Source organism: Isoptericola croceus, assembly GCF_029382255.1.
Taxonomy (GTDB): Bacteria; Actinomycetota; Actinomycetes; order Actinomycetales; family Cellulomonadaceae; genus Isoptericola; species Isoptericola croceus.
In genome coordinates this window covers 22,813-46,877 of record NZ_JARLLG010000015.1, presented here as the reverse complement: position 1 = coordinate 46,877, position 24,065 = coordinate 22,813, and the positions used below count along the sequence as shown (strand labels likewise).

Annotated in this window: 18 protein-coding genes and 1 pseudogene; 12 read left to right on the top strand and 7 right to left on the bottom strand. The window is 69.7% G+C overall.

All coding sequences use genetic code 11. From position 1 onward, the window contains the following. Positions 1 to 185: 185 nt before the first annotated feature. From PZC42_RS20360 to PZC42_RS20335, 6 genes are all read left to right on the top strand, one after another. Positions 186 to 1,175 (top strand): LacI family DNA-binding transcriptional regulator, encoded by a 990-nt coding sequence (locus PZC42_RS20360; protein WP_277213851.1) that lies wholly within the window; start codon positions 186 to 188, stop codon positions 1,173 to 1,175. Positions 1,176 to 1,431: 256 nt separating this feature from the next. Beyond that, on the top strand, positions 1,432 to 2,697 hold the full coding sequence (locus tag PZC42_RS20355; protein WP_277213850.1) for an ABC transporter substrate-binding protein: 1,266 nt from the start codon (positions 1,432 to 1,434) through the stop codon (positions 2,695 to 2,697). 69 nt (positions 2,698 to 2,766) lie between these two features. Next, positions 2,767 to 3,726, top strand: coding sequence for a carbohydrate ABC transporter permease (locus tag PZC42_RS20350; protein ID WP_277213849.1), 960 nt, complete (start codon positions 2,767 to 2,769; stop codon positions 3,724 to 3,726). Between the two features lies 1 nt (position 3,727). Continuing rightward, positions 3,728 to 4,537, top strand: coding sequence for a carbohydrate ABC transporter permease (locus PZC42_RS20345; RefSeq protein WP_277213848.1), 810 nt, complete (start codon positions 3,728 to 3,730; stop codon positions 4,535 to 4,537). A 101-nt stretch (positions 4,538 to 4,638) separates the two neighbouring features. After that, on the top strand, positions 4,639 to 6,678 hold the full coding sequence (locus tag PZC42_RS20340; RefSeq protein WP_277213846.1) for a glycoside hydrolase family 31 protein: 2,040 nt from the start codon (positions 4,639 to 4,641) through the stop codon (positions 6,676 to 6,678). A 119-nt stretch (positions 6,679 to 6,797) separates the two neighbouring features. Beyond that, the gene (locus PZC42_RS20335) at positions 6,798 to 7,739 is read left to right on the top strand and encodes an expansin EXLX1 family cellulose-binding protein (RefSeq protein WP_277213844.1); all 942 of its coding nucleotides are present in this window, start codon (positions 6,798 to 6,800) and stop codon (positions 7,737 to 7,739) included. A gap of 124 nt (positions 7,740 to 7,863) precedes the next feature. Here PZC42_RS20335 and PZC42_RS20330 read toward each other — a convergent pair. The 4 genes and pseudogenes from PZC42_RS20330 to metH all read right to left on the bottom strand — a co-directional run. Further along, positions 7,864 to 8,478 (bottom strand): annotated as a pseudogene (locus tag PZC42_RS20330) (IS3 family transposase); the annotation flags it as partial. Between the two features lie 254 nt (positions 8,479 to 8,732). Beyond that, positions 8,733 to 9,311 (bottom strand): hypothetical protein, encoded by a 579-nt coding sequence (locus PZC42_RS20325; protein ID WP_277213842.1) that lies wholly within the window; start codon positions 9,309 to 9,311, stop codon positions 8,733 to 8,735. A gap of 51 nt (positions 9,312 to 9,362) precedes the next feature. Continuing rightward, positions 9,363 to 9,536 (bottom strand): hypothetical protein, encoded by a 174-nt coding sequence (locus PZC42_RS20320; protein WP_277213840.1) that lies wholly within the window; start codon positions 9,534 to 9,536, stop codon positions 9,363 to 9,365. 240 nt (positions 9,537 to 9,776) lie between these two features. Next, positions 9,777 to 13,400: a methionine synthase gene (metH, locus tag PZC42_RS20315; RefSeq protein WP_277213838.1), complete on the bottom strand. Its 3,624-nt coding sequence runs from the start codon at positions 13,398 to 13,400 to the stop codon at positions 9,777 to 9,779. 70 nt (positions 13,401 to 13,470) lie between these two features. Here metH and PZC42_RS20310 point away from each other — a divergent pair, with 70 nt between their 5' ends. After that, complete coding sequence (locus tag PZC42_RS20310; protein ID WP_277213837.1) at positions 13,471 to 14,595, top strand: GNAT family N-acetyltransferase; 1,125 nt, start codon at positions 13,471 to 13,473, stop codon at positions 14,593 to 14,595. Positions 14,596 to 14,637: 42 nt separating this feature from the next. Here PZC42_RS20310 and PZC42_RS20305 read toward each other — a convergent pair whose 3' ends face one another. Beyond that, the gene (locus PZC42_RS20305; protein ID WP_277213835.1) at positions 14,638 to 15,060 is read right to left on the bottom strand and encodes a GNAT family N-acetyltransferase; all 423 of its coding nucleotides are present in this window, start codon (positions 15,058 to 15,060) and stop codon (positions 14,638 to 14,640) included. An 82-nt stretch (positions 15,061 to 15,142) separates the two neighbouring features. Next, positions 15,143 to 15,391 carry a hypothetical protein gene (locus PZC42_RS20300; protein ID WP_277213833.1) on the bottom strand — a complete coding sequence of 83 codons (249 nt, stop codon included), beginning with the start codon at positions 15,389 to 15,391 and terminating at the stop codon, positions 15,143 to 15,145. Between the two features lie 51 nt (positions 15,392 to 15,442). Here PZC42_RS20300 and PZC42_RS20295 point away from each other — a divergent pair, with 51 nt between their 5' ends. The 4 genes from PZC42_RS20295 to PZC42_RS20280 all read left to right on the top strand — a co-directional run bounded on the left by PZC42_RS20295 (position 15,443) and on the right by PZC42_RS20280 (position 17,647). After that, entirely contained in the window at positions 15,443 to 16,165 is a 723-nt protein-coding gene (locus tag PZC42_RS20295; RefSeq protein ID WP_277213831.1) for an alpha/beta fold hydrolase, read from the top strand. Positions 16,166 to 16,218: 53 nt separating this feature from the next. After that, positions 16,219 to 16,920: an alpha/beta fold hydrolase gene (locus PZC42_RS20290; protein ID WP_277213830.1), complete on the top strand. Its 702-nt coding sequence runs from the start codon at positions 16,219 to 16,221 to the stop codon at positions 16,918 to 16,920. Positions 16,921 to 16,982: 62 nt separating this feature from the next. Further along, the gene (locus PZC42_RS20285; protein ID WP_277213828.1) at positions 16,983 to 17,243 is read left to right on the top strand and encodes a type II toxin-antitoxin system Phd/YefM family antitoxin; all 261 of its coding nucleotides are present in this window, start codon (positions 16,983 to 16,985) and stop codon (positions 17,241 to 17,243) included. After that, on the top strand, positions 17,240 to 17,647 hold the full coding sequence (locus tag PZC42_RS20280; RefSeq protein ID WP_277213826.1) for a type II toxin-antitoxin system VapC family toxin: 408 nt from the start codon (positions 17,240 to 17,242) through the stop codon (positions 17,645 to 17,647). Before PZC42_RS20285 ends, PZC42_RS20280 begins: the two co-directional genes overlap by 4 nt. 28 nt (positions 17,648 to 17,675) lie before the next feature. Here the strand turns inward: PZC42_RS20280 and PZC42_RS20275 are convergent, their stop codons facing one another. Beyond that, positions 17,676 to 20,165 (bottom strand): DNA gyrase/topoisomerase IV subunit A, encoded by a 2,490-nt coding sequence (locus PZC42_RS20275; RefSeq protein ID WP_277213824.1) that lies wholly within the window; start codon positions 20,163 to 20,165, stop codon positions 17,676 to 17,678. 311 nt (positions 20,166 to 20,476) lie between these two features. Between PZC42_RS20275 and PZC42_RS20270 the strand changes: the two genes are divergently transcribed. Continuing rightward, entirely contained in the window at positions 20,477 to 24,058 is a 3,582-nt protein-coding gene (locus PZC42_RS20270) for a LamG-like jellyroll fold domain-containing protein (RefSeq protein ID WP_277213822.1), read from the top strand. Positions 24,059 to 24,065 lie beyond the last annotated feature (7 nt).

Here is a 24,065-nt window from a genome sequence, read left to right as displayed (position 1 = left end):
CACACCGGGCGGGCCCCCGGGGGCGGGTCCCCGGGGCCACGGCTGTCCCCGTCTGACCTGGGCGGCCGACGGCGAATCGCCGTCGGCCGCCTTGCACGAGGTGGACGTGGCGAACCGGTACGCTCGCCGGACGGGGTGGGATCGCCCTGGGGGAAAGGGGCACTCAATTGGCAACGATCGGCGACGTGGCTCGCGAGGCCGGGGTGTCGCGCAGCACGGTCTCCTCGGTTCTGACCGGGCGCAAGTTCGTCTCCCCGGAGACGCGCGAGAAGATCGAGGCGGCCATCACCAACCTGGGCTACTCGGTGAACGCCGGTGCCCGCGCTCTGGCGACCGCACGGACCATGACGCTCGGTGTGGTGGTGCGTTTCCACGAGGCGGAGTTCAGCCCGGCGCTGGCCACCTATCTCGTGGCGCTCTCGGACGCGGCGCGCGAGAGCGGGTACGCCGTCGTGCTCCTCACCGAGCCGGACGGCGATGCGGCGGTCCGCAAGGCCATCGCGGGCCGTCAGGTCGACGGGCTCGTCCTGCTCAGCGTCGTCGAAGGGGACCCCCGCCTGGAGCCCATCGCGGAGTCGGGATATCCAGCGGTCCTCGTGGGGATGCCCGAGGACGCGCGGGGGATCGACTCGGTCGACCTCGACTTCGCCGCCGCGGCCCGCCTCCTGGTCGACCATCTCGCGGACCGCGGCCACCGCGAAGCGACCTTCGTCCGGTGGCCCGACGACCTGTACGCCGCGGGCAGCACCTACGCGATCAGGTTTGCGAGTGCGGCCGTCCAACGGGCAGGCAAGCGCGGCATGCGTCTCGAACCGCTCTCGTGCTCGGTGGTTCCCGAACAGGTGCGGGCGGCCCTCCGGGACGAGCTGGGACGGGCGGACGGGCCGAGGGCCTTGATCGTCCACAACGACGCGGCCTCCGCGATGCTCCAGTTCGCACTCCATGACACGGGTCTCGCCGTCCCCGAGAACCGCAGCGTCGTCTCCCTGCACTCCGCCGAGCTCGCCAGGCTCTACGCCCTGCCCTTCACCTCCGTCGAGTCCGGCCCGGACGTCGTCGCGCATGCCGCCGTCGAGATGCTCGTGCGCCGGATCGATTCTCCGGACGCCCCGGCGGAAGCGCGGCTGGTCGCTCCCCGGCTCATCGAGCGCGGGAGCGTCGCAACCGTCGCGTAGCGGTTCGGCCGCAGAACGGGTCCCGCCGTGTGCCGATGGCATCCGGCGGGTCTTGTCGCTACCTCAGCGAACCGGTTCGCCTTGACCTCTCTCGCTCGCGCTGGCATGATCAGCGAACCGGTTCGCCGAGAGCGGCGGAAGACCGGCAGCGGTGTCGTCGAATGCCCCGTCAGGGGCAGCAGCGGCTCAGGAATGCCGGGCGCCCCGCGGACCACGAGGACCGAAACGGTCCGTCTCAACGGAGAGGTAACGTGCGATGACAACGACGACAAGGGTGCGTCGGGGCCTCGGCCTCAGCATTGCCCTGGCGACAGGTCTCGGCCTGGCGGCATGTGCCGGCGGCTCGACGCCGGAGCCGGGTGCCAGCGGCAACGCGTCCGAGGGCTCCACCACGGCCGAGATCACCTTCTGGGACCCGTACCCCCAGCACACGGAGGGGACGCCGTGGGACGAGCACGTCAAGTCGTGCGCGCCCGACGGGTCGACGATCGTGCGCACGAGCGCGCCTCAGACCGACCTGCTCAACCAGCTCACGACCGCGGTCAAGGAGGGCACGGCACCTGACGTGGTCGTCCTGGACAACCCGATGATGCCGGAGGCAGCGGCTGCCCAGCTGCTCGCGACCGCCGAGCAGGCCGGCATCGCCACGGCAGGCATCGACAAGAACCTCATGGGACCTGGCGTCGTCGACGGCGTGGAGTACGGCGTCCCGTTCGGCTCCAACGCGCTCGGGCTCTACTACAACGCGGACCAGCTCGAGAAGGCGGGAGTCGACCCGGCGGCGATCACCGACTGGGCCTCGCTCGACGCGGCCATCGAGAAGACCGTCGCGGCCGGGGGCAAGGGCATCACCTTCTCCGGCATCGCGGGCGAAGAGGGCGTCTTCCAGTTCCTGCCCTGGTTCTGGGGATCCGGCGCGGACCTCTCCGACATCGGAACGCCCGAGGCGGTCTCCGCCGGGCAGCTGCTGTCGGGCTGGATCGGCAACGACTGGGCGCCGCGCTCCGCCGCCACGGACAACCAGTCGGCGGCCTGGGACCTGTTCCTCACCGGCGACTACGCGTTCGCCGAGAACGGCTCATGGTTCGCCTCGGCCGCGGCGGACACCGACTTCAAGACCGGAGTCATCCCGATCCCGGCGAAGGACGGCGGCGTCGCCCCCGTGCCCACCGGGGGTGAGTTCGCCGTCGCCCCGATCCAGACGACTGACGCCTCCGACCACTACGCGAATGCCGCGGCCGTGATCGCCTGCCTGACCGAGGGCGAGGCGGCGCTCACGACCAACGAGACGCTCGGCTACCTGCACGCGAAGCCCGAGGTGCGCGCCGAGCAGGTCGCGGCCAACCCGCTCTGGGAGCCGTGGGTCGCACCGATCGAGGGCGCCGAGGGGCGCACGACCGAGCTCGGCTCCGAGTACGTCAACGTCTCCGCCTCGCTGTCCGAGGCGCTGCAGGGCGCACTCAACGCCGCGGGTGACGCCTCCGGCGTCGAAACCGCCTTCCAGGACGCGTCCGGCTACTGACGCTCCACGGGTGCGCCCGCGCCAGCGGGCGCACCCGAACCCTCCGACTCCAGACCTGGTGAGTTCTCCATGAGCCTGCTGACGACTCCCGAGCTGGCCGCGCCACAGGGCACGCGCACCGCCCCGCCCGTGGACGGCCGACGCTCCCGGCGCAAGACGACGTGGACAGCCGTCGCGTTCGTCGCGCCACTCGTGATCTACCTCGTCCTGTTCTATGCCTACCCGCTGGTGCAGAACGTCGTGATGAGCCTGCATCGCTTCGACCGGTTCAGCTTCGTCAACGGCGGTGCGCCGTTCGTCGGGTTCGACATCTACGCCGAAGTGGTGGCGCAGTCGCGGTTCTGGGTCGTGGTGCGCCAGACCGTCATCTTCACCACGGCGTCCATCGTGTTGCAGTACGCGATCGGCCTGGCGCTCGCCGCCTTCTTCCATCGCAGCCGGTTCCGGCTGTCGGCCACCCTGCGCGGGCTCTACCTGATTCCCTGGCTGCTGCCGGTGATCGTCTCCGGAACGACCTGGCAGTGGATGATGAGCCCCGACACCGGCGTGCTCAACGCGTTCCTCGGGATCTTCGGTGCCGACCCCGTGTGGTGGCTGAACGCCGACAACGCCCTGCTGTCGGTCACGATCGCGAACATCTGGCTCGGCGTGCCGTTCAATCTCGTGATCCTGTACTCCGGCCTGCAGAACATCCCGGCCGACCTCTACGAGGCCGCCGCGCTCGACGGCGCCGGCCCGTGGCAGTCGTTCTGGCGGATCACGGTCCCGCTGCTGCGGCCCGTCACGCTGATCGCGCTGCTGCTCGGCCTCGTCTACACGCTCAAGGTCGTCGACATCATCTGGATCATGACCTCGGGCACGGGGAGCTCCCAGACCCTGGCCACGTGGTCGTACGGAATGGCGTTCGGCAAGGGGACCTCGGCGGTCATCCGCTACTCCGAGGCGTCGGCCGTGGGCACGATCCTGCTGCTCGCCGCCCTGGTGTTCGGGTTCGTCTACATCGCCGTCCAGCGCAAGCAGGAGGACTGACATGAACCGCTCGTGGTGGACCATCGCCGTCGCAGTCCTGCTGACCGCGATCATGCTCTTCCCGGTCTACTGGATGGTCAACGTCTCGCTCACGCGGCGCGAGAGCATCCGCCGGGGCGAACTCCTGCCGTTCGACTTCACCACCGAGCACTATGTGGTAGTGCTCCGGGAGCAGCTGCCGTACCTGGGCACGAGCCTCCTGGTGGGCCTGGGAACTGTGCTGGTCACCCTCCTGGTCGCCGCGCCGGCGTCCTTCGCGCTGGCCAAGCTGGCGGTACCCGGACGCAGGCTGCTCAACTTCATGCTCATCGTGGCGCAGATGGTTCCCGCCGTCGTCATGTCGCTCGGGTTCTACTCCATCTACAGCCGCATCGGGCTCCTCAACACCGTCCCGGGCCTGATCCTGGCGGACTCGACGATCGCGGTGCCGTTCGCGGTCATGCTCGTGACCGCGTTCATGACCGGTATCCCTCGCGAGCTCATGCAGGCCGCACAGCTCGACGGCGCGTCGGCATGGCGGACGTTCCGGTCCGTGGTCCTGCCGATGTCACGAAACTCGATGATCACAGCCGCCCTCTTCGCGTTCCTGTGGGCCTGGTCCGACTTCCTGTTCGCCTCCACGCTCGACCGGGAGGGCGGATCGCTGCGCCCGATCACGATGGGCATCTACAACTACATCGGCGCCCAGAACCAGGAATGGGGTCCGATGATGGCCACAGCCGTGGTCGCCTCGATCCCCGCGGCGGCGCTGCTCGTCGTCGCCCAGAAGTACATCGCCGCAGGCGTGACCGCCGGAGCCGTCAAGGACTGACGGCACCGGCCGCCCCCTCCCGCCCGCACCCGAGCCCGGCATCCGGCCGCTGACCCAGCGGCCAGATACCAGGAAACCAGACACGAAAGAGATTCGACCCGATGGACACATTCGAGACCGGCCCGGACCACGTCACCTGGCGAGGCGACGGCGAGACGCTCAAGGTCCAGGCCTGGGGCAGCAACTCGCTCCGCGTGCGCAGCGCTCCGGCCTCGGACGTGTTCGACACGGACTTCGCCCTGCTCGAGCCCGAGACGGTACCCGTCACGGTCTCGGTCGACGGCAGCGTCGCGACCCTGACCAACGGAGACGTCACGGCAGTGCTCCGGGCCAGGGACTTCTACGACGAGCAGGCGGGGTACCAGGTGTTCCGCTGCACTGTCGAGTTCCGCGACGCCGCCGGGAGGACCGTCCTGCGCGAGCTGGACGAGGGCGGTTCCCTGAAGCTGCAGGCTCGTGAGTTCCGGCCGGTGGTCGGCGGCGACCACCGGCTGCGCGCCGCGTTCGAGCCGGTCCCCGGCGAGAAGCTCTACGGCATGGGGCAGTACCAGCAGGAGATCCTCGACATCAAAGGATCGACGTTCGAGCTGGCGCACCGCAACTCCCAGGCCAGCGTGCCATTCGTGATGTCCAGCGCCGGCTACGGCTTCCTCTGGCACAACCCGGCGATCGGGCAGGCCACCTTCGCCGCCAACCGCACGGAGTGGGTCGCGGAGTCGACCCAGCAGCTCGACTACTGGATCACCGTGAACAGCTCACCGGCCGCGATCAGCGCCGCGTACGCGGACGCGACGGGGCACGCACCGATGATGCCCGAGTACGGACTCGGCTACTGGCAGTGCAAGCTGCGCTACTGGAACCAGGAACAACTCCTGGAGGTGGCGCGCGAGCACAAGCGTCGCGGCCTACCCCTCGACGTGATCGTCGCCGACTTCTTCCACTGGCCCAAGATGGGCGACTTCCGCTTCGAGGAGGAGTTCTGGCCCGACCCGGCGGCCATGGTCGCCGAGCTCCGCGAGCTGGGCATCGAGCTCATGGTCTCGGTGTGGCCGCAGGTCTCGGTCGAGTCGGAGAACTTCGCACGTCTGAAGAAGGAGAACCTCCTCGTCCGGACCGAGCGGGGTCTCGACGTGCAGATGAACTTCCAGGGACCCAGCATGTTCCTCGACCCCACGAACCCGCGCACCCGGGAGGTGGTGTGGGAGATCTGCCGCCAGAACTACCACGACCTGGGTATCCAGCTCTTCTGGCTCGACGAGGCCGAGCCTGAGTACGGCGTCTACGACTTCGACAACTACCGCTACCACCAGGGTTCGAACCTGCAGGTGGGCAACATCTACCCGCAGGCGTTCGCGCGGATGTTCTACGAGGGCCAGCGGGCGGCGGGCCAGGACGAGGTCGTGAACCTTCTGCGCTGTGCCTGGGCAGGTAGCCAGCGGTACGGCGCCCTCGTCTGGTCGGGCGACATCCACTCGAGCTATACGGACCTGCGCCGGCAGATCACCGCGGGCCTCCACATGGGGGTCGCGGGGATCCCGTGGTTCACCACTGATATCGGAGGGTTCCACAACGGTGACGTCAACGACCCGGACTTCCGCGACCTGCTCGTCCGCTGGTTCCAGTTCGGCACGTTCTGCCCCGTCATGCGCATGCACGGCGACCGCCAGCCCTACGAGGAGGTCACGAGCGCTGATGGTTCTCCCCGCGCCCGCTCAGGAGCGGGGAACGAGCTCTGGAGCTTCGGCGAGGAGGTCTACGAGATCCTTGTCGGCTACACGCGCATGCGGGAGGCGCTGCGTCCGTACACGCGCCGGCTCATGACGGAGGCGCACACGAACGGCCAGCCGGTCATGCGCGGGATGTTCCACGAGTTTCCCCGCGACGCCACGTGCTGGGATCTCGCGGACCAGTACATGTTCGGGCCTGACCTCCTTATCGCGCCGATCGTGGAGCCGCATGCGACCAGCCGAAGCGTGTACCTGCCCGAAGGCGCGACCTGGACCGATCTCTGGTCGGGCACCACGTACGACGGCGGCAAGTGGCTCACCGTCGACACTCCGATCGAGGTCATTCCGGTGTTCGCCCGCGACGGCGCGCAGCCGGATCTGGTCGGCCGGCTCGGTCGGACCGCGGCACGCTGAACAGCCGGTCGTCGTCGGCGGTGGGGGAGCCGCGGCCGTTGATGAAGCTTTGGTACCCTTTGTGCGGCTTGTGGTCATTGAGCTGCGCGCCGCCGACTCGATCCTCCGAACGGACCCACATGAAGACGGTGAGGCACGCCGCGCGGCAGAGCGGGCGTTGGTATCGGCTCGTGTGGGGCGCCGTGGTCGCGGTGGCCGTCGTGGGCGGCCTTTCATACCCGGTCATGGCGGCATTCTCCGACGGCGCGGACGACTCCACCCGCACCGCGGCCGCCCCCGCCACCACCCCACAGGTGAGCACCCCGACCCCCACCCCGACGGGCACGCCGACCCCCACGGCAACCCCGACCCCCACAGATACCCCGACTCCGACGGCCAGCGTGTCCGCCCCGTCGGCGCGGCCGTCGCCCACCCCCCCGCGGGAGTCGTCGACCACGGCCGCGTCTGCAGGACGGATTCGTCCCGGGACCACGTACGAGGGCGACGCCACCCACTACGAGGCCGCGGACGGCAACGGCGCCTGCCTCTTCGGCCCGAGCGACGACATGATGATCGCGGCGATGAACGAGACCGACTACGAGATCTCCAAGGCGTGTGGCGCACACGTGCTCGTCCAAGCGGCGAACGGCGCTTCCGTCACGGTGCGCATCACCAACGTGTGCCCCCTTCCTTGCGCACCCGGGCAGCTCGACCTCAGCAAGCAGGCGTTCGCCGAGCTCGCCGATCCAATGCTCGGCCGGATCCCGATCACCTGGAGCCTGCTGAGCCCCGGTACGACCGACACGATCTCCATCCGGTACAAGGACGGATCGAGCCAGTACTGGTGCGCCATCCAGGTAATCGACCACCGGAACCCGGTCGCGAAGCTGGAGGTCGAGACCGGGGGCGGCTGGCGGCCGTTGACACGTACCGAGTACAACTACTTCCGCTCCGAGGACGGCAGCGGGTGCGGCGGCCCGATCAGGATCACCGACATCTACGGCGAACGGCTCACCGTCAGCGGGCTCGCCGTGCGGGCGGACGTCGTACAGCCGACCAAGGTCCAGTTCGCCCAGCGCTGAGGATCGCAGGGTCCAGCGGTAGACCCGTGAAGCGGGGCTACCTTGACGCCACCTATATAGCATTTCGCCTTCAAGGGAGTAGAGCGTTGAAGGGGACTGCTGCACGGATAGGTGACAGCGGTTCTCAGGCGGCGAGTGCGACCTGAGTGGTCATGATGGCTTCGTACTCGATGGGGGTCAATCGTCCGAGACGGGTCTGGCGGCGGCGCCGGTGGTTGGTCCGTTCGATCCAGGTGATGATCGCGATGCGCAGGTCCTCGCGGGTGGTCCAGCGGTGCCGGTCCAGGACGTTCTTCTGGAGCAGTGCGAAGAAGGACTCCATGGCGGCGTTGTCGCCGGCGGAGGCCACCTGGCCCATGGATCCGCGCAGGTCGTGGCGACGCAGCGCTGCCAGGAATCGCTGGGATCGAAATTGCGACCCGCGGTCGGAGTGCACGATGCATCTGGCCACGTCAGCGCCTTCAACTCGGCGTCTGGCGACGGCGGAGTTCAGTGCGTCCACAGCCAGCGAGGACTTCATGCGGTCGCTGATGGAGTACCCCACGATCCGGTTCGAGTACACGTCCTTGATCGCGCACAGGTAGACCGTGCCCTCGCTCGTGGGGTGCTCGGTGATGTCGGTCAGCCACCGTTCGTTCGGCGCGGTCGCGGTGAAGTCCCGGCGCACCAGGTCGTCGTGCGCGGGCGGGCCCGGCCTCTTGCCGCCCTTGGTCCCGCGCTTCTTGCCGAACACCGACCACCAGCGTGTCACCTATCTGTGCAGCAGTCCCCTCACTTCGGCTCTTCGAGAGTGTCGTGGATGCGTTGGTCAAGACCCAGTGCGCCGTGACGACTGGTTCGCGACCGAGAGCGCGCACCTCTACGGCGTCATCGACGAAACGTCCGCAGTGGCGGTGGCTCGAGAAACCGGAAGCCTGCCGTGGGTGCCGCGTGGTGGACATATCGTGCTGAGTTCCGATCCCGAGGCAGAGGATTTGCGTATCGGCAAGAGCCTCACGCCCGCGCCGCAGCGATGAGGAGCATCGTTCCCGGCAGCAGGGTCACCAGGTAATAGACCGCGGGCACCATGTCGCCGGCGATGAAGGTGGCCACGACGATGACCGCCATGGCGCCGATCATGGTCCAGCCGACCCAGGCCGCGAGCAGCCCGCTCGCGAGGAGCGCGGCCCCGAAGAGCGCGATCGCCACCGGCGTGAGGATGAAGTAGGTCCAGAGCCACCACGACGGAAGGTCACCCCGGGCGAAGGCTGCCGGGTCCGTCACCCGCGCAGCCAGGTGCACGATCCACGGCACCAGACCTGCGAGCGCGAGCACTCCGCTGACGAGGGCGACAACTCGTGCGCCAAGAACGTCGACGCCGAGCGCGAAGATGACGATGCCGGCGACGACGACTGCGGCCCCCACGCCGAACAGGACGTTCGCGACGGTCCACTGCGTCGCCGACGCCAGGATGTGCTCCAGCTTCCTGTCGGAGGACGGCTCGGGGAAGACCCGCCAGGAGATCGGCAGCGCCGCCGCGACGATGAACGAGGCACCCGCCAGCAGCGCGATCGCGCTCAGCCGAAGCAGCATCGTTGCACCTCCTCGTTGCCACTCTGGCACGGGAGTCGTGCCGTCGCAGGGCTATCCCGCGGTCGACCTGTCCGCCTGGTAGGCGAGCTGCGCCGTGACCGTCGGGCGGGTCGCGGGAAGCACCGTAGCGTCCACGTCCGCGTAGACCAGCCGCGTCACCGCCTCGACGACGGCCGGGGAGTCTCCGCCATCGGGCAGCCCGAGACTGCCCAGCGCCGAACGCACCTGGTCGAGCCGCTCCAGCCGGTGCTGTTTGCGTATCGGGCGTCGGATCGAACCAGCCCGGTGCCGAACGGCAGCGTCCGGATCGCTTCCGGTGGCATGACGGGCACGACGTGAGCCTGGAGTTCGCGCAGATGCGAATGGCCGGTGTCCGCAAGTTCGCCCATCAGGCCACGCATCGCAGCCCCCATTTCGTGCAACGAGTCCCCGTGCCCTCCCTGAGCACCCGCCCCACCCGGAACCTCACACCGAGAAGTACTTGCACTCCGGGTGGTGGAACACGAACGCGTCCGTCGACTGCTCCGGATGCAGCTGCAGCTCGTCGCTGAGCACCACACCGACCCGCTCGGGCTTCAGCAGTTCGACGACCTTCCGCCGGTCCTCCATGTCAGGACACGCCGGGTACCCCAGCGACATCCGCGATCCGCGGTACTCGAGCTTGAACATCCCGTCCACGTCGTCCGGGTCCTCGTCGGCGAACCCGAGCTCGGAGCGCACTCGCGAGTGCCAGAACTCGGCCAGCGCCTCGGTGAGCTGCACGGACAGCCCGTGCAGCTCCATGTACTCGCGGTACTTGTTCGCCTCGAACAGCGTCGCCGTGTACGCGGAGACGGGCTCACCGACGGTCGCGAGCTGGATGGGCAGCACGTCGTAGCGTCCAGTCTCCTCGACCCACGACTTCGGCCGGATGAAGTCCGCCAGGCACAGGTGCCGGTCGCGCTTCTGGCGCGGGAACGTGAAGCGCAACCGCTCCGTCCCCGGCTCGCCGCCGGAGCCGCCGTCGGGCGCGCCGATCTCTCCAGCCGGCCCGCCGAGCCCGGGTCCATGATGCGCGACGACGATCTGGTCGCCCTCGGACCACACGGGGAAGTACCCGTAGACCACGGTGGGGTCCATGATCTGGTCCCGACGGATCGTCGCCAGCCACTCGGCCAGACGCGGACGCCCCTCGGTCTCCACCAGCTCCTCGTACGAGGCGCCGTCGTCCCCACGACCGGGCTTGAGGCCCCACTGGCCCATGAACGTCGCGCGCTCGTCGAGGAACGCCGCGTAGTCGGCGAGCTGGATGCCCTTGACCACGCGCGTGCCCCAGAACGGCGGGTCGGGGACCGGGTTGTCGGCGGCGACGTCGGAACGCGCCGGCAGGTCCTCGGGAGCGGTCTCGGTGACCTTCACGACGTTGTGGCGCCGCTTGCGCAGCGCGGGCAGCCCGACGTCGTCGGGCGAAGCGCCGCGGGCCACCGCCACCAGAGGCTCCATGAGCCGCAGGCCCTCGAAGGCGTCGCGGGCATAGCGCACGACGCCGGGGAAGGCGGAGGCGAGGTCGTCCTCGACGAAGGTGCGGGTCAGGGCAGCGCCGCCGAGCAGGATCGGCCACTTCTTCGCGAAGCCTCGCGACTCGAGCTCGGCGAGGTTCTCCTTCATGACCACGGTCGACTTCACGAGCAGCCCGGACATGCCGATGACGTCGGCATCGTGCTCCTCGGCCGCCTCGATCATGGCCGAGATCGGCTGCTTGATGCCGATGTTGATCACGGTGTAGCCGTTGTTGGTCAGGATGATGTCCACGAGGTTCTTGCCGATGTCGTGCACGTCGCCGCGCACGGTGGCGAGCACGATCGTGCCCTTCGTCTGCTCGTCGGCTCCCTCGACCTTCTCCATGTGCGGTTCGAGCAGCGCCACGGCGGCCTTCATCACCTCGGCTGACTGCAGCACGAACGGCAGCTGCATCTGCCCGGACCCGAACAGCTCGCCGACCACCTTCATCCCGCCCAGCAGGTGGGTGTTGACGATGTCGAGCGCCTTCATCCCGCCGGCCAGCGCCGTCTCGAGGTCGCCCTCCAGGCCCTTGCGGGCGCCGTCGATGATGCGGCGCTCGAGCCGCTCGCCGACGGGCAACGCCTCGAGCTCGGCCGCGCGCTGGTCGCGCAGCGCCGCGGAGTCCACGCCGGAGAACGTCTCGAGCAGGTGGGACAGCGGGTCGTGCGTGAGGTTGCCCTCGTCGTCGTAGACGCGCCGGTCCCACACCAGGTTGTCCGCGGCCTCCCACTGCTCGTCCGGGATGGCGGTGCGCGGCAGGATCTTCGCGGCGTGCACGATCGCGGAGTCCAGCCCGGCCTGCACGCAGTGGTGCAGGAACACCGAGTTGAGCACCGTGCGGGCTGCCGGGTTGAGCCCGAACGACACGTTCGACACGCCGAGGGTCGTGTGGACCTCGGGGTACCGGCGGGTGAGCTCGCGGATCGCCTCGATCGTCTCGATGGCGTCCCGGCGCGTCTCCTCCTGGCCCGTCGCGATGGGGAACGTGAGGGTGTCGACGATGATGTCGTCCACCCGCATGCCCCAGTCGTCCACCAGCGTGTCGATGAGTCGCGAGGCGATCGCCACCTTGTTCTCGGCGGTGCGGGCCTGACCCTCCTCGTCGATGGTCAGGGCGATGACGGCGGCCCCGTGCTCCTTGACCGCGGGCATGATCCGCTGGAAACGCGAACCCGGCCCGTCGCCGTCCTCGAAGTTCACCGAGTTCACCACGGCACGCCCACCCACGAGCTCCAGGCCGGCGCGGATCACCTCCGGCTCCGTGGAGTCGATCACGAGCGGGAGGGTCGACGCCGAGGCCAGCCGGGAGACGACCTCGCGGACGTCCTCCACGCCGTCGCGCCCCACGTAGTCGACGCAGACGTCCAGCAGGTGGGCGCCGTCGCGGGTCTGGGCGCGAGCGATGTCGACGACGTCGTCCCAGCGGGACTCGAGCATCGCCTCACGGAACGCCTTGGACCCGTTGGCGTTGGTGCGCTCGCCGATCGCCAGGTACGAGGCGTCCTGGCTGAGGTCCGTGTGCGAGTAGAGGGAGGCGACGCCGTTCTCCCGCTCCACCTCGCGCGGCGGCAGCTCACGACCGCGCACGGCCTCGACCACCTGACGCATGTGCTCCGGCGTCGTGCCGCAGCAGCCGCCCACCATCCCCAGGCCGAACTCGGTGACGAACTGCGTGTGCGCGGCCGCCAGCTCCGCGGGGGTGAGGGGGTAGACGGCGCCGTGCGGGCCGAGTTCCGGCAGGCCCGCGTTCGGCATGCACGTCACGGGCACCTCGGCGTGCCGGGCCAGGTGGCGCAGGTGCTCGCTCATCTGGTCCGGTCCGGTGGCGCAGTTCAGGCCGATCGCATCGACGCCCACGGCCTGCAGGGTGGTCAGGGCCGCGCCGATCTCGGAGCCCATGAGCATGGTGCCGGTGGTCTCCACGGTGACCGACGCGATCACCGGGACGCGGCGCCCGACGCCACCCTCCTCGACCGGCGCCATCGCGTCGTGGCAGGCCGTCACCGTGGCCTTGGTCTGCAGCAAATCCTGGCTGGTCTCGACCAGCAGCGCGTCCGCGCCCCCCTCAAGGAGCCCGGCGGCCTGCTCGGCGAACGTCTTGCGCAGGTGGTCGTACGTCGTGTGGCCGAGTGACGGCAGCTTGGTGCCCGGGCCCATCGAACCCAGCACCCACCGCGGGTGGTCGGCCGTGGCGAAGGCGTCCGCACGGCGGCGGGCCAGCGTGGCGCCGGCACGCGCGAGCTCACGGATCCGGTCGTCGATGCCGTAGTCCGACAGGTTCGACCAGTTGGCCCCGAACGTGTTCGTCTCGATCGCGTCGACGCCCACCTCCAGGTAGGCGTCGTGCACCGCGTCGATGATGTCCGGGCGCGTGACGTTGAGGATCTCGTTGCAGCCCTCGTGCTGCTCGTAGTCGTCCAGGCTCGGGTCGGCCGCCTGGATCATCGTGCCCATGGCGCCGTCGGCCACGACCACGCGGGTGTGCAGCGCCTCCCGCAGGGCAGCGGAGCGGGCGTCGGCAGCGGAGAGATCGAGCGTCGAGGTCACCGCACCAGCGTAGCCGCGGGCCAGCCATATCAGCGTGCGCCGTACGACTGGTGAGACCTACCCTCAACGCATGACCAGCACCAGCACCAGCAGCGCCCTCGCCCCCATCGCGGAGCGGGCGGCGGCCCCCGCCACCCTCCCGGAGATCACCGCCGGCAGCCTGACATGGCGGCCCGCCACACCGGACGACGCCGCGGCGCTCCTGGAGCTGCGCAACACCATCGCCGAGGTCGACGCCGAGCCGTACCGCGAGACCCTCGAGGAGATCACCGACCTGTTCGACGCGCCCTGGCGACGGTTCGACACCGACTCGCTGGTCGGGCTCGACGGCGAGGGGCGGCTGCGGGCCTACGGGATGGTCGAGTCGATGCCCGGTGACACCCGGACGGTGCGGGCGTTCCTCTTCGGCGGGGTGCACCCCGCCGTGCGCGGGCAGGGCGTGGGCCGCGAGCTGTTCGCCTGGCAGGTCGCCCGTGGACGACAGGTGCTCGCAGCCTCCGGCAAGGAGCTGCCGGCGCGACTCGCCACGATGGCCGAGGACAACGGCCCGGCCGCCAAGCTGCGGCTGTTCGAGCGGGCAGGGTTCGCCACGCGCCGCTTCTACACCGAGATGCGCCGCGACCTGCGTGACCTGCAGGCGGCTCCGCTGCCCGAGGTGACGCTCGACGGCTCGCTGCGCCTGGTGCCGTTCGGCGACGAGTACGACGACGCCACACGCCTCGCGCACAACGACGCGTTCCGCGACCACTGGGGCAGCGAGCCGCGCACGGTCGAGCAGTGGCGCAGCGGGCGGACGGCGTTCGTGCCGCAGTGGTCGTCCCTCGTCGTCGACGACGCCCCGGACGTCGAGGCGCTGCTCGCCGACCCGGACACCGACGTCGAAACCGCGGCTGCGCTGCGTGCCGGAGAGCCCGTGGTCGTCGCCTACCAGATGGCCGCCCGGTACGACGAGGACTTCCCGGTCAAGGGGTACACGTTCGGGTACACCGAGCTCCTGGGCACCCGCCGCGCCTACCGAGGCCGCAAGGCGGGCCTGGCGGCGCTCGCGGCCGGCATGCGAGCGTTCGCCGCCGACGGCATGGAGTACGCGGGCCTCGACGTCGACACCGCGAACCCCTCCGGTGCACACGGCATGTACGCGGCCCTGGGCTTCGAGGTCACCCACTCCTCGCGGATGCTCTCGATCGAGCTGTAGGGCGTCACGCCGGGGCGCGCCTGGCCGCGAGGGGGCGCGCGCTCAGCGCTGACCAGGGCGCTGGAGCCAGGCCTCGGGCTCGTCCAGCCGGGCGAACCCTGCCCGCAGGTACACCTCGCGCGCCTCGGCCGACGCCTTGAGCAGCACGCGCTTGAGCCCGAGGGTGTCGAGATCGGCCAGGGCGCCGTCGATCAGCCGGGTACCAAGGCCGCGTCCGCGGTGGCCTGGATCGACGACGACGTCGGCCAGCCAGGCGAACGTGACGCCGTCGGTCACCGCGCGGGCGTAGCCGACCTGCTCGCCGGTGGACGCGGTATAGACCCCGTAGTTGCGTGATGCGGCGATCGCGGCGTCCTGGACGGTTCGGGGGCGCCCGGCTGCCCAGTACGCGTGCTCGGACAACAGGTGGTGCACGCGGCCGGCGTCGATGCGGGCCGGGTCGGCGGAGAACTCGTAGTCGGGCACGTGCCGATCCAAGCATCGATGCGCCAGGCCGACCGGGGCGCTCTCATCATGTGATCCGAGACCTCAGCGAGCCCTCTCGGGATCAGCTCTCGCGACGGAAGAGCGCGGCGTTGAGGAGGGCGCGGGCGCCGTCCAGAGCGCCGAGCAGGCCGCGGTCGAGCCAGTCGACCAACGGCTCGTCGGGAAGGCGGGTGGTGAGCGGATGGCCGGGCGAGGTCAGCATCGCCTGCCAGAACGGCTCCGATGCTCGAGAGGTGCGGTCACCCCGGGTGTGAGCGGCGACCACACCGTCCAGCAGGTCGAGGAGCTGGTCGAGTGTGCTCAGGCGCATGCGATCAACCTAGCGGCGACCGTGTCAGAGGTCACTCCTAGGCTCGCCGGTATGGACATCATCCTGGTACCCGGCTTCTGGCTCGACGCGTCCGCCTGGGACGCCGTCACCCCGCCCCTCGTCGCCGCGGGGCACACCGTGCACCCGCTGACGCTGCCCGGCCTTGCATCGGTCGACGACGACCGGTCCGGCATCGCGCTGGACGACCACGTCGAGGCCGTCGTCGCGGCAGTCGACGCACTGGACGACGGCGCCGAGGTGGTGCTGGTGGGCCACTCCGGCGGGGGAGCGGTCATCCATGCCGTCGCGGACCGCCGTCCCGATCGGATCGCCCGCAACGTCTACGTCGACGCGCTGCCCCTGGGTCATGGTGGCGTCATCAACGACGAGCTGCCGGTGGTCGATGGCGAGATCCCGCTGCCGGACTGGTCGGTCTTCGACGAGCCAGATCTGGTGGACCTGGACGAGGACCTGCGTGCCAGCTTCCGTGCCGCCGCGATCCCGACGCCCGTCCGGGTGGGGACCGACCGCATCACCCTGGGCGACGAACGGCGCTACGAGATTCCGACGACGGTCATCGCCTGCGAGGCGTTCGAGGGCTTCGACAGCCCGAGCTCGATGTACCGCCACTTCATCGGTGCGGGCTCACCGTTCACGGCCGAGCTCGCGGCGCTGCGCGACTACGAGATCGTCGACCTGCCCACGGGCCACTGGCCGATGTTCACCCGTCCTGTCGAGCTGGGCGAGGCGATCGCCGCGGCCGTCTCGCGCTGAGCGGGACGGTCATCGAGCCTCCGGGTGTCGGTGGCTCGTTCTACGTTCGGAACATGGACATCATCCTTGTTCCCGGGTTCTGGCTCGACGGCGCCGCGTGGGACGAGGTGACGCCGGTACTCACCCAGGCGGGCCACACACCGCGCCCAGTGACGCTTCCCGGGCTCGAGTCGGTCGACGCGGGTCGCTCGGGAGTCACGCTGAGCGACCACGTCGACGCGGTGGTCAGGGCGATCGACGCCGCGGACGGTCCGGTCGTGCTGGTGGGTCACTCCGCCGGCGGCGGCCTGGTCTATGCGGCGGCCGACCGGCGCCCCGACCGCGTGGCGCGAGTCATCTACGTCGACAGCGGTCCGTTCGCGGACGGTCAGGCGGTGAACTCGGAGCTGCCGGGCGATGTCGTCGACCAGCCGTTGCCGGGGTGGGACGAGTTCGAGGACGGGGAGCCCACCGGGCTGACCGACGATCAGCGGGCCAGGTTCCGGGAGCGGGCCGTCCCACAACCCGCGGCTACCGCGCGCGAACCGCACCAGCTGACCGGTGACGCGGAGGTCCGGCGGGCGATCCCGGCTACGGTGATCGCGTGCCTGCTTCCGAGTGAGCTCCTGCGCGAACTGATGGCGCACGACCACCCGTTCGTGCGCGAACTCAAGACTCTGAAGGACTACGAGATCGTCGACCTGCCCACGGGCCACTGGCCGATGTTCACCCGTCCTGTCGAGCTGGGCGGGGCGATCGCCGCGGCGCTGCGCTGACGGAGGTTACGGATCGGTCCATGGAACCAGGTGGTTGTGCGCTGCGCGCTACACTTGCGCACATGTCGACCATCGCCAGCCGCGACCTGCGGAACCACACAGCAGAGGTACTGCGGCGCGTCGCCGAAGGTGATCACGTCACGGTCACCCAGCACGGAGCGCCGGTGGCTGAGATCGGTCCTGCCACGTCGACACGCGCCCACTCGCTACGACGAGCGGAGCTGCTGAAGATTCTCGGCACCGTCCAGGCCGATGCCGGCCTACGTGAGGACCTGGCTGCGCTCGCCGACAGCACGGGCGACGAGCTCGGGCCTCTTCCGTGACGGCACCAAGGCCGCGGGGGCTGCTCGACACCAGCGTCTTCATCGCCTCCGAGTCCGGCAGGGCGCTCGACAGCGCGGCACTCCCGGACGAGTCGTTCGTCTCGGTCATCACCCGGGCAGAGCTTCAGGCAGGTGTCCTGGCAGCCAAGGACTCCGAGACCCGCGCCCGCCGGCTTGCGACGCTGGACTCGATCGCCCACCTCGAGCTTCTCCCGGTCGATGCGACCGCCGCATCGCAATGGGCCCGTCTCCGTGTCAGGCTCGCCGAGGCAGGGCGAAGGATCAACGTCAACGATCTCTGGATCGCTTCCATCGCGCTCGCCAACGACTTGGCGGTCGTCACGCAGGACGACGACTTCACGCCCCTGACCGAGCTTGACGCGCTCTCTGTGATCTCGGTCTGATCCTTCGGCACGTCGAGCCTCGGCGAGGTCAGCCGATCGCCGCCACAGGGCCGGCCAGCGGTGTCCCCGAGCCGTCGCGGCGCACGCTCTCCTCGGGCAGCTCGGCAGGCTGGCCACCGGAACCGACCGCACGGGCCGGGCCCTCGCCCACCCACGCCAGGACGAGGGAATCCTCGCCCTTGAGGAAACGGTGCGCCCGCACGCCGCCCGTGGCACGCCCCTTGCCGGGGTAGAGCTCGTACGGCGTGACCTTGGCCGAGACGGCCCCGGTGCCCGGCAGGGCGTCAGCGGCACCGGCGATCGTCACGACGGCGTGCAGGTCGCGAGTGGCCGCCCGCGCGACCCCGAAGAACACGACCCGCTGGCCGGCCCCGAGCCGGATCCCGGCCATGCCGGCCGCCGAGCGGCCCTGGGGGCGCACGGCGGAGGCGTCGAAGTGCAGCAGGCTCGCGTCGGAGGAGACGAAGACGAGCTCGTCGTCGTCCGCGGACGGTGCCGCGCCGACCACGGCGTCGCCGTCCTTGAGCGTGATGACGTCCCACACGTCCCCGTTGCGCGGGGAGTCGCCCGCCGCGAGGCGCTTGACGACTCCCTGGCGGGTGCCCAGGGCGAGCGTCGGCGCGTCCTCGGCCAGGGACACCACGGCCAGCGCCTCCTCGCCGGGTTCCAGCGAGACCATCTCGCGCACGGGCACCCCGCCGGACAGCGACGGCGGGCCGTCCGTCGACGGGATGGACGGCAGCTCGAGCACGGAGATCTTGTGCAGCCGGCCCGCCGTGGTGACCAGACCGATCTCGGCACGGGTCGTGGCCGCGACGTCGCCGAGCAGCGCGTCGTGCGCGTGCCGCCGTCCGGCCCGTTCGACGGGAGCCTCCGCGCCCTCGCCGGACGTGCGGGCCAGCAGCCCGGTCGCGGACAGCAGGACGCGGGTGGGGGCGTCCTTGATCTCCAGGTCGATCGCGGGAGCCTTGCGCCCGCGGGCGGCCGGGGTGGCAGCAGCCGACGACGCCGTCCCCCCGGCCGAGTCGAGCAGCACCGTGCGGCGCGGGGTGCCATACGTCGAGGCGACCTCACCCATCTCGTCCGAGACGACGCCGCGCAGCTTGGCCTCGTCGCCGAGGATCTCCTCCAGGGCCGCGATCTCCTTCTCGAGCTCGGACTTCTCGGACTCGAGCTCGATGCGGGAGAACTTGGTCAGACGGCGCAGCTGCAGGTCCAGGATGTACGTGGCCTGCGGCTCGGACAGGTCGAACACCGACTGCAGGCGCTCGCGAGCGGTCGCGGCGTCGTCGGACGTCCGGATGACCTGGATGACCTCGTCGATGTCGAGGATCGCGACGAGCAGGCCCTCCACGAGGTGCAGGCGGTCCTTGCGCTTGCGCAGCCGGAACGTGGAGCGGCGGCGGACCACGTCGATGCGGTGCTCGACCCATACCCGCAGCAGTTCCAGCAGGCCGAGCGTGCGGGGCTGACCCTCGACGAGCGAGACGTTGTTGATGCCGAACGAGTCCTCGAGCGGCGTCGTCCGGTAGAGCTGCTCCAGGACGGCCTCCGGGTCGAACCCGGTCTTGACCTCGATGACCAGCCGCATGCCGTGGGAGCGGTCCGTGAGGTCCTGGACGTTGGTGACACCCTGGATCTTCTTGTTCTTGACGCCGTCGGCGATCTTCTCGATCACCTTCTCCGGGCCCACCGTGTACGGCAGCTCGGTGACGACGATGCCCTTGCGGCGCGGCGTGACGTTCTCGATGCGGGCCGTGGCGCGCGTGCGGAACGAACCGCGGCCGGTGCGGTAGGCGTCCCGGACGCCGTCGAGTCCGACGATCTTGCCGCCCGTGGGCAGGTCCGGGCCGGGGACGTACCGCATGACGTCCTCGAGGGTCGCCTCGGGGTTGGCCAGCAGGTGCTGGCCGGCGGCGACGACCTCGACGAGGTTGTGCGGCGGCATGTTCGTGGCCATGCCCACCGCGATGCCGGACGCCCCGTTGACCAGGAGGTTCGGCACGGCCGAGGGCAGCACCTCGGGCTGGGTGAGCTTGTTGTCGTAGTTCGGGATGAAGTCGACGACGTCCTCGTCCAGGCCCGCGGTCATCGCCATGGACGGCGCGGCGAGCCGGGCCTCGGTGTACCGGGGGGCCGCCGGGCCGTCGTCGAGCGAACCGAAGTTGCCGTGGCCGTCCACCAGCGGCAGGCGCAGCGAGAAGCTCTGGGCGAGGCGCACGAGCGCGTCGTAGATCGCGGCGTCGCCGTGCGGGTGGAGCTTGCCCATGACCTCGCCGACCACGCGCGAGGACTTGACGTAGGCGCGGTCGGGGCGGAGCCCCATGTCGGACATCATGTACAGGATGCGGCGCTGCACCGGCTTGAGCCCGTCGCGCGCGTCCGGGAGCGCGCGGGAGTAGATGACGGAGTACGCGTACTCGAGGAACGACGTCTCCATCTCCGAGGCGACGTCGATGTCGACGATCTTCTCGTCGAACGGCTCGTCGGCGACGGCTGCGGCCTTCTTGCGCGCCATGCGGTGCGGCTCCCTGAATGAATGCTCGTGGTGTACGGCTCCTGGTGCCCGACGGCGGCGCACCGGCCACGTACGGACGTTCGAGTGCAGCGTAGCGCCACCGCACCGTGGCGCCGTGCAGGCGGGCCGGATCGGGGGTGTGGCGCGGCCGCACCGCCATCCGGGGCGAAAAGCGAGCAGAACCTGAACGAAAACTTGACGTGATCTGGTCAAGTCGTTACCTTCACCTCCCAGCGGGGTGACTGTTTCGTCCACAAAGACCGGAGTGTGCAGTGCAGCACGGCATGGCGGGTTCACGGCAAGTGGTGCGGATGCCACGTTCGCGATGGTGGCAGGGAGCGGCGATCGGGGTGGTGCTGGCCCTCGTCGCCACCGATGCCAGCGCATCTGTCCCGGAGCCGGAGGCCGCGGACATGCCATGGGTCGAGTCGGACTCTTCCTCGGTGGGCGAGGTCCTCGACGGTGTCGTCGAAGGAATGCTCGGCGTGCTGCCTGACGTGGAGGACGAGGGGCCCGACGCGCCCGATGTCGACGAAGACGCCGAGGAGTGGGACGAGCCGCTGGAGCCACCGGAGTGCGTGGACGAGGCGGCCTCGGCGGCGGAGGCGTTCTGGATCGCGGCTGAGTGCGACATCGACGTGCTGATCGCCGATGAGGTCACGGAGTACGACACGCCGTATGCGACCGCTCAGGGCCGCTACAAGGTGGCCACGACGTCGGATGCGGTGCGTGCGCACGTGTCGGGGCAGTGGTTGCCGGTAGACCCGACCCTGGTGGCCGACGACACGGCGGGCGGCTATACGGTGGCCGCGCCCGTGGTGGAGATGTGGCTGGCCGAGAACGCGGCCGGTGGCGAGCCGTTCGCGGAGGTCGCCACCGAAGCCGGGACGGTCGAGCTGTCGGTGCCGTGGGGCCTGGGATCGGCGAGCGTCGAGCAGAACCGCGCGACGTATCCGGTGCTGGATGCGGACGGCGTGCCGGTTTCTGGTGCCGAGCTGGTGGTGAGGATTCACCCGGATGCGACGGGCTTGACGCCCGTGCTGCAGGTGGCCGATGCCGACGCAGCAGCCGAGATCGTTGCGGAAGCGGCGTCAGCAGTGCCCGGGTTCGAGATCGTGGTCGGTGACGGCTTGGATCTCGTCGAGCGTGAGGACGCTGCGGGATTCGACGTGATGGCTGCCGATGCTACGGACCCTGTACTGGTCGTCCCGACGGCGTTGCAGTGGGACTCGGCGGCCGGTGAGCTGGTGCAGCCCGGTGAGCCCGGCGACGTCGAACCAGAGGTCGCCGAGCCGCGGAGCGTGGGGGAGGCGTCGGCACTGACTGATGCTCACGCCGAGGTCGTGGACCCTACGGAGCAAGAGTGGTTCGTCGGGGTCCCGGAGTCCGACGGTGTCGGCGATTTCGAGCATCTGTGGGACGAGTCGGATCGTCTGGTCGCGCCGGTGGCGGGGGATCGGGTCTCGGAGATGCCGACATCGGTGGACGGCGCCGTGATGCGGGTGAGCGCCGATCTGGAGGTCCTCGCGGATCCGGACACGGTGTTTCCGGTGTACATCGATCCGTCGGTGGTGGGCAACCGGAACAAGTGGACGACGGTGCGCAGCGGGTGGCCGACGTCGTCGGCTCTCTACAACGTGACAGGCAATCAGGGCGTGGGCATGTGTGACCCGACCTGGGATGCTGCGTGCGAGCGCTACAACGTCCAGCGGATCCTGTGGAACTTCAACGAGATGCCGGTCCTGAAGGACCTCAAGAAGTCTGAGGTCCTCAACGCGTCTTTCCGGCTGTATGGAGTGCACTCGCACGACTGCTCAGGCTGGAGCCTTCAGCTCTGGCAGCTCACTGAGGGCCTAACGGCTGGCACCACGTGGAACAACCAGCCCATGGGATTCGAGCGCTCCGACTCGCAGTATCCGTCGCATCGGCCCAACTGCGCGCAGAAGGAGGGCTACCAGTACTGGGACGCGACCAAGGCGGTGCGCCAGTCGACCGGCGGTGAGTACGGCCGGGTCTTCCTCGGGTTGAAGGCCGCCACGGAGACCTCCATGACGTCGTGGCGGCGCTATCGTATCGCGGGCCGGCTCGAGGTGGAGTACGACCGTGCGCCGTCGGCACCGACAGGGCTGCGGGTGACAGATCCGTCGCCTGCAGCCGGGTCGTGCGGTGGCACGGCGTGGATCAACGGCGCGACGCCGCAGTTGCGGGCCAAGCTCTCCGACCCGGACGGCCAGTCGCTCAGGGGCGACTTCGAGCTGTTCGACGGATCGACGCGGATCTGGAACCCGGAACGGACGTCGGCGAAGTCCTCGGGTTCGGAGCATGTGGTGCGCGTCCCGGCGGGGAAGCTCAAGACGGGCAAGACGTATACCTGGAAGGTCTATGCGTACGAGCCGGGTTACAAGGCGTCGAGCCCGGTGGCAACCTGCAAGGTCCGGGTGAACGACGCCCCCGACGTGCCGGTTGCCTCGGGTGTGTCGCCGGCGATGACGTGTGGCGCCTGGTACCGGTCGGCGACCCCGACGCTAGGTGCGTACGCCACGGATCCTGACGGACAGAAGGTCGAGCTGGCGTTCTCGGTCTACCAGGGTTCGACGCGCCTCTGGGCGTCGGGCTACCAGAGCCTGCTGTCCTCGGGGACGGGGTCGAAGACCACGGTGAATGTTCCCTCGGGCGTACTGGCCGACGGAGGGTCGTACCGGTGGGTGACGCGAGCACGGGACCAGTACGGCCTGGCGGGCGACGCCTACGAGTGCACGTTCAAGGTCGACACGGTCAAGCCGAACGTCCCGACGATCACCGCGACGACCCCACAGGCGGGTCACGCGCAGTATCTGATGGACGCTGAGACAGGGGGCGTCGGTGTTCCGGGCAGGTTCACGTTCGGGGCCAACGGATCGTCGGACACGACGAAGTACGAGTACAGCTTTGGAACTGCCGCCTACGACAAGACGGCGACGCCGTCCTCGCAAGGCGGATCGGCCACGATCACCTACACGCCGACGGAGGCCGGCACGCTGACGCTGTACGTACGGGCGGTCGACCGCGCGGGGTGGAAGAGCTCCGGCCGTTCGCACCGGATCGTCGTCGCCGAGGCACGCGAGGATGGCATCTGGACGTTCGACGAGGTCGCGGGCAAGGCGTTGGACTCCTCGAGCATCGATGGTCATCGCGATGACCTGACCTTGACGGGCGGAGCAGAGCGGGCGTTGTCGGGTCCCCACGAGACCTTCGGTTCGCGGGACGGTGACCGAGCGTTCCAGGGCAACGGGTCGTCGTCGGTGGCGGCGTCGGACGGACCGGTGATCGACAACCGTGAGTCGTTCGTGATCAGCGCGCACGTGCTCCTCGACGGCGACGCGGCCGGCAACTGGGGGACAGCCCTGTCGCAGGACGGGACGAGGTCCGGTGGCTTCCGGCTGGGGTACCGACCCCCGAGCGCGGCCTGTCCGACCGACGCGACGGGCTGCTGGCTGTTCGGCATGAACACCTCTGACGGTGCGGGGACGACGTATGTCTACTCCGACGTCCCGGTGCGCACCGACCAGTGGGTGCACCTGACGGGGGCGTACGACGCCGGCACCGGTCAGGCGCAGCTGTGGGTGTGCGAGGCGGGCACTCCCGATCGCCCTGCCCGCGGCGAGCCGGTCAAGGCTGCACCGACCCAGGTGGGAGCCATCGACTGGAAGGCCTCGGGGCCGTTCACCGTGGGTCGCGGCAAGGTGTCCGGCAACGAGCAGGACTTCTGGGACGGGCAGCTCGACAACGTGCGGGTGTTCAAGGGCCAGGTCGTGGCCGAGGCCAAGATCCGTCGGATCTGCCAGGGCGCTGAGGCCCACGACTTCGCGACCGGTGACGGTGCGCTGAACCCGACCATCGAGATCGACGACTGAGCCGGGG

Coding starts and splice junctions, on each gene's coding strand:
- PZC42_RS20355 (WP_277213850.1), top strand. CDS start 1,432: ATGACAACGACGACAAGGGTGCGTCGGGGCCTCGGCCTCAGCATTGCC.
- PZC42_RS20350 (WP_277213849.1), top strand. CDS start 2,767: ATGAGCCTGCTGACGACTCCCGAGCTGGCCGCGCCACAGGGCACGCGC.
- PZC42_RS20345 (WP_277213848.1), top strand. CDS start 3,728: ATGAACCGCTCGTGGTGGACCATCGCCGTCGCAGTCCTGCTGACCGCG.
- PZC42_RS20340 (WP_277213846.1), top strand. CDS start 4,639: ATGGACACATTCGAGACCGGCCCGGACCACGTCACCTGGCGAGGCGAC.
- PZC42_RS20335 (WP_277213844.1), top strand. CDS start 6,798: ATGAAGACGGTGAGGCACGCCGCGCGGCAGAGCGGGCGTTGGTATCGG.
- PZC42_RS20325 (WP_277213842.1), bottom strand. CDS start 9,311: ATGCTGCTTCGGCTGAGCGCGATCGCGCTGCTGGCGGGTGCCTCGTTC.
- PZC42_RS20310 (WP_277213837.1), top strand. CDS start 13,471: ATGACCAGCACCAGCACCAGCAGCGCCCTCGCCCCCATCGCGGAGCGG.
- PZC42_RS20300 (WP_277213833.1), bottom strand. CDS start 15,391: ATGCGCCTGAGCACACTCGACCAGCTCCTCGACCTGCTGGACGGTGTG.
- PZC42_RS20295 (WP_277213831.1), top strand. CDS start 15,443: ATGGACATCATCCTGGTACCCGGCTTCTGGCTCGACGCGTCCGCCTGG.
- PZC42_RS20290 (WP_277213830.1), top strand. CDS start 16,219: ATGGACATCATCCTTGTTCCCGGGTTCTGGCTCGACGGCGCCGCGTGG.
- PZC42_RS20285 (WP_277213828.1), top strand. CDS start 16,983: ATGTCGACCATCGCCAGCCGCGACCTGCGGAACCACACAGCAGAGGTA.
- PZC42_RS20275 (WP_277213824.1), bottom strand. CDS start 20,165: ATGGCGCGCAAGAAGGCCGCAGCCGTCGCCGACGAGCCGTTCGACGAG.
- PZC42_RS20270 (WP_277213822.1), top strand. CDS start 20,477: ATGCCACGTTCGCGATGGTGGCAGGGAGCGGCGATCGGGGTGGTGCTG.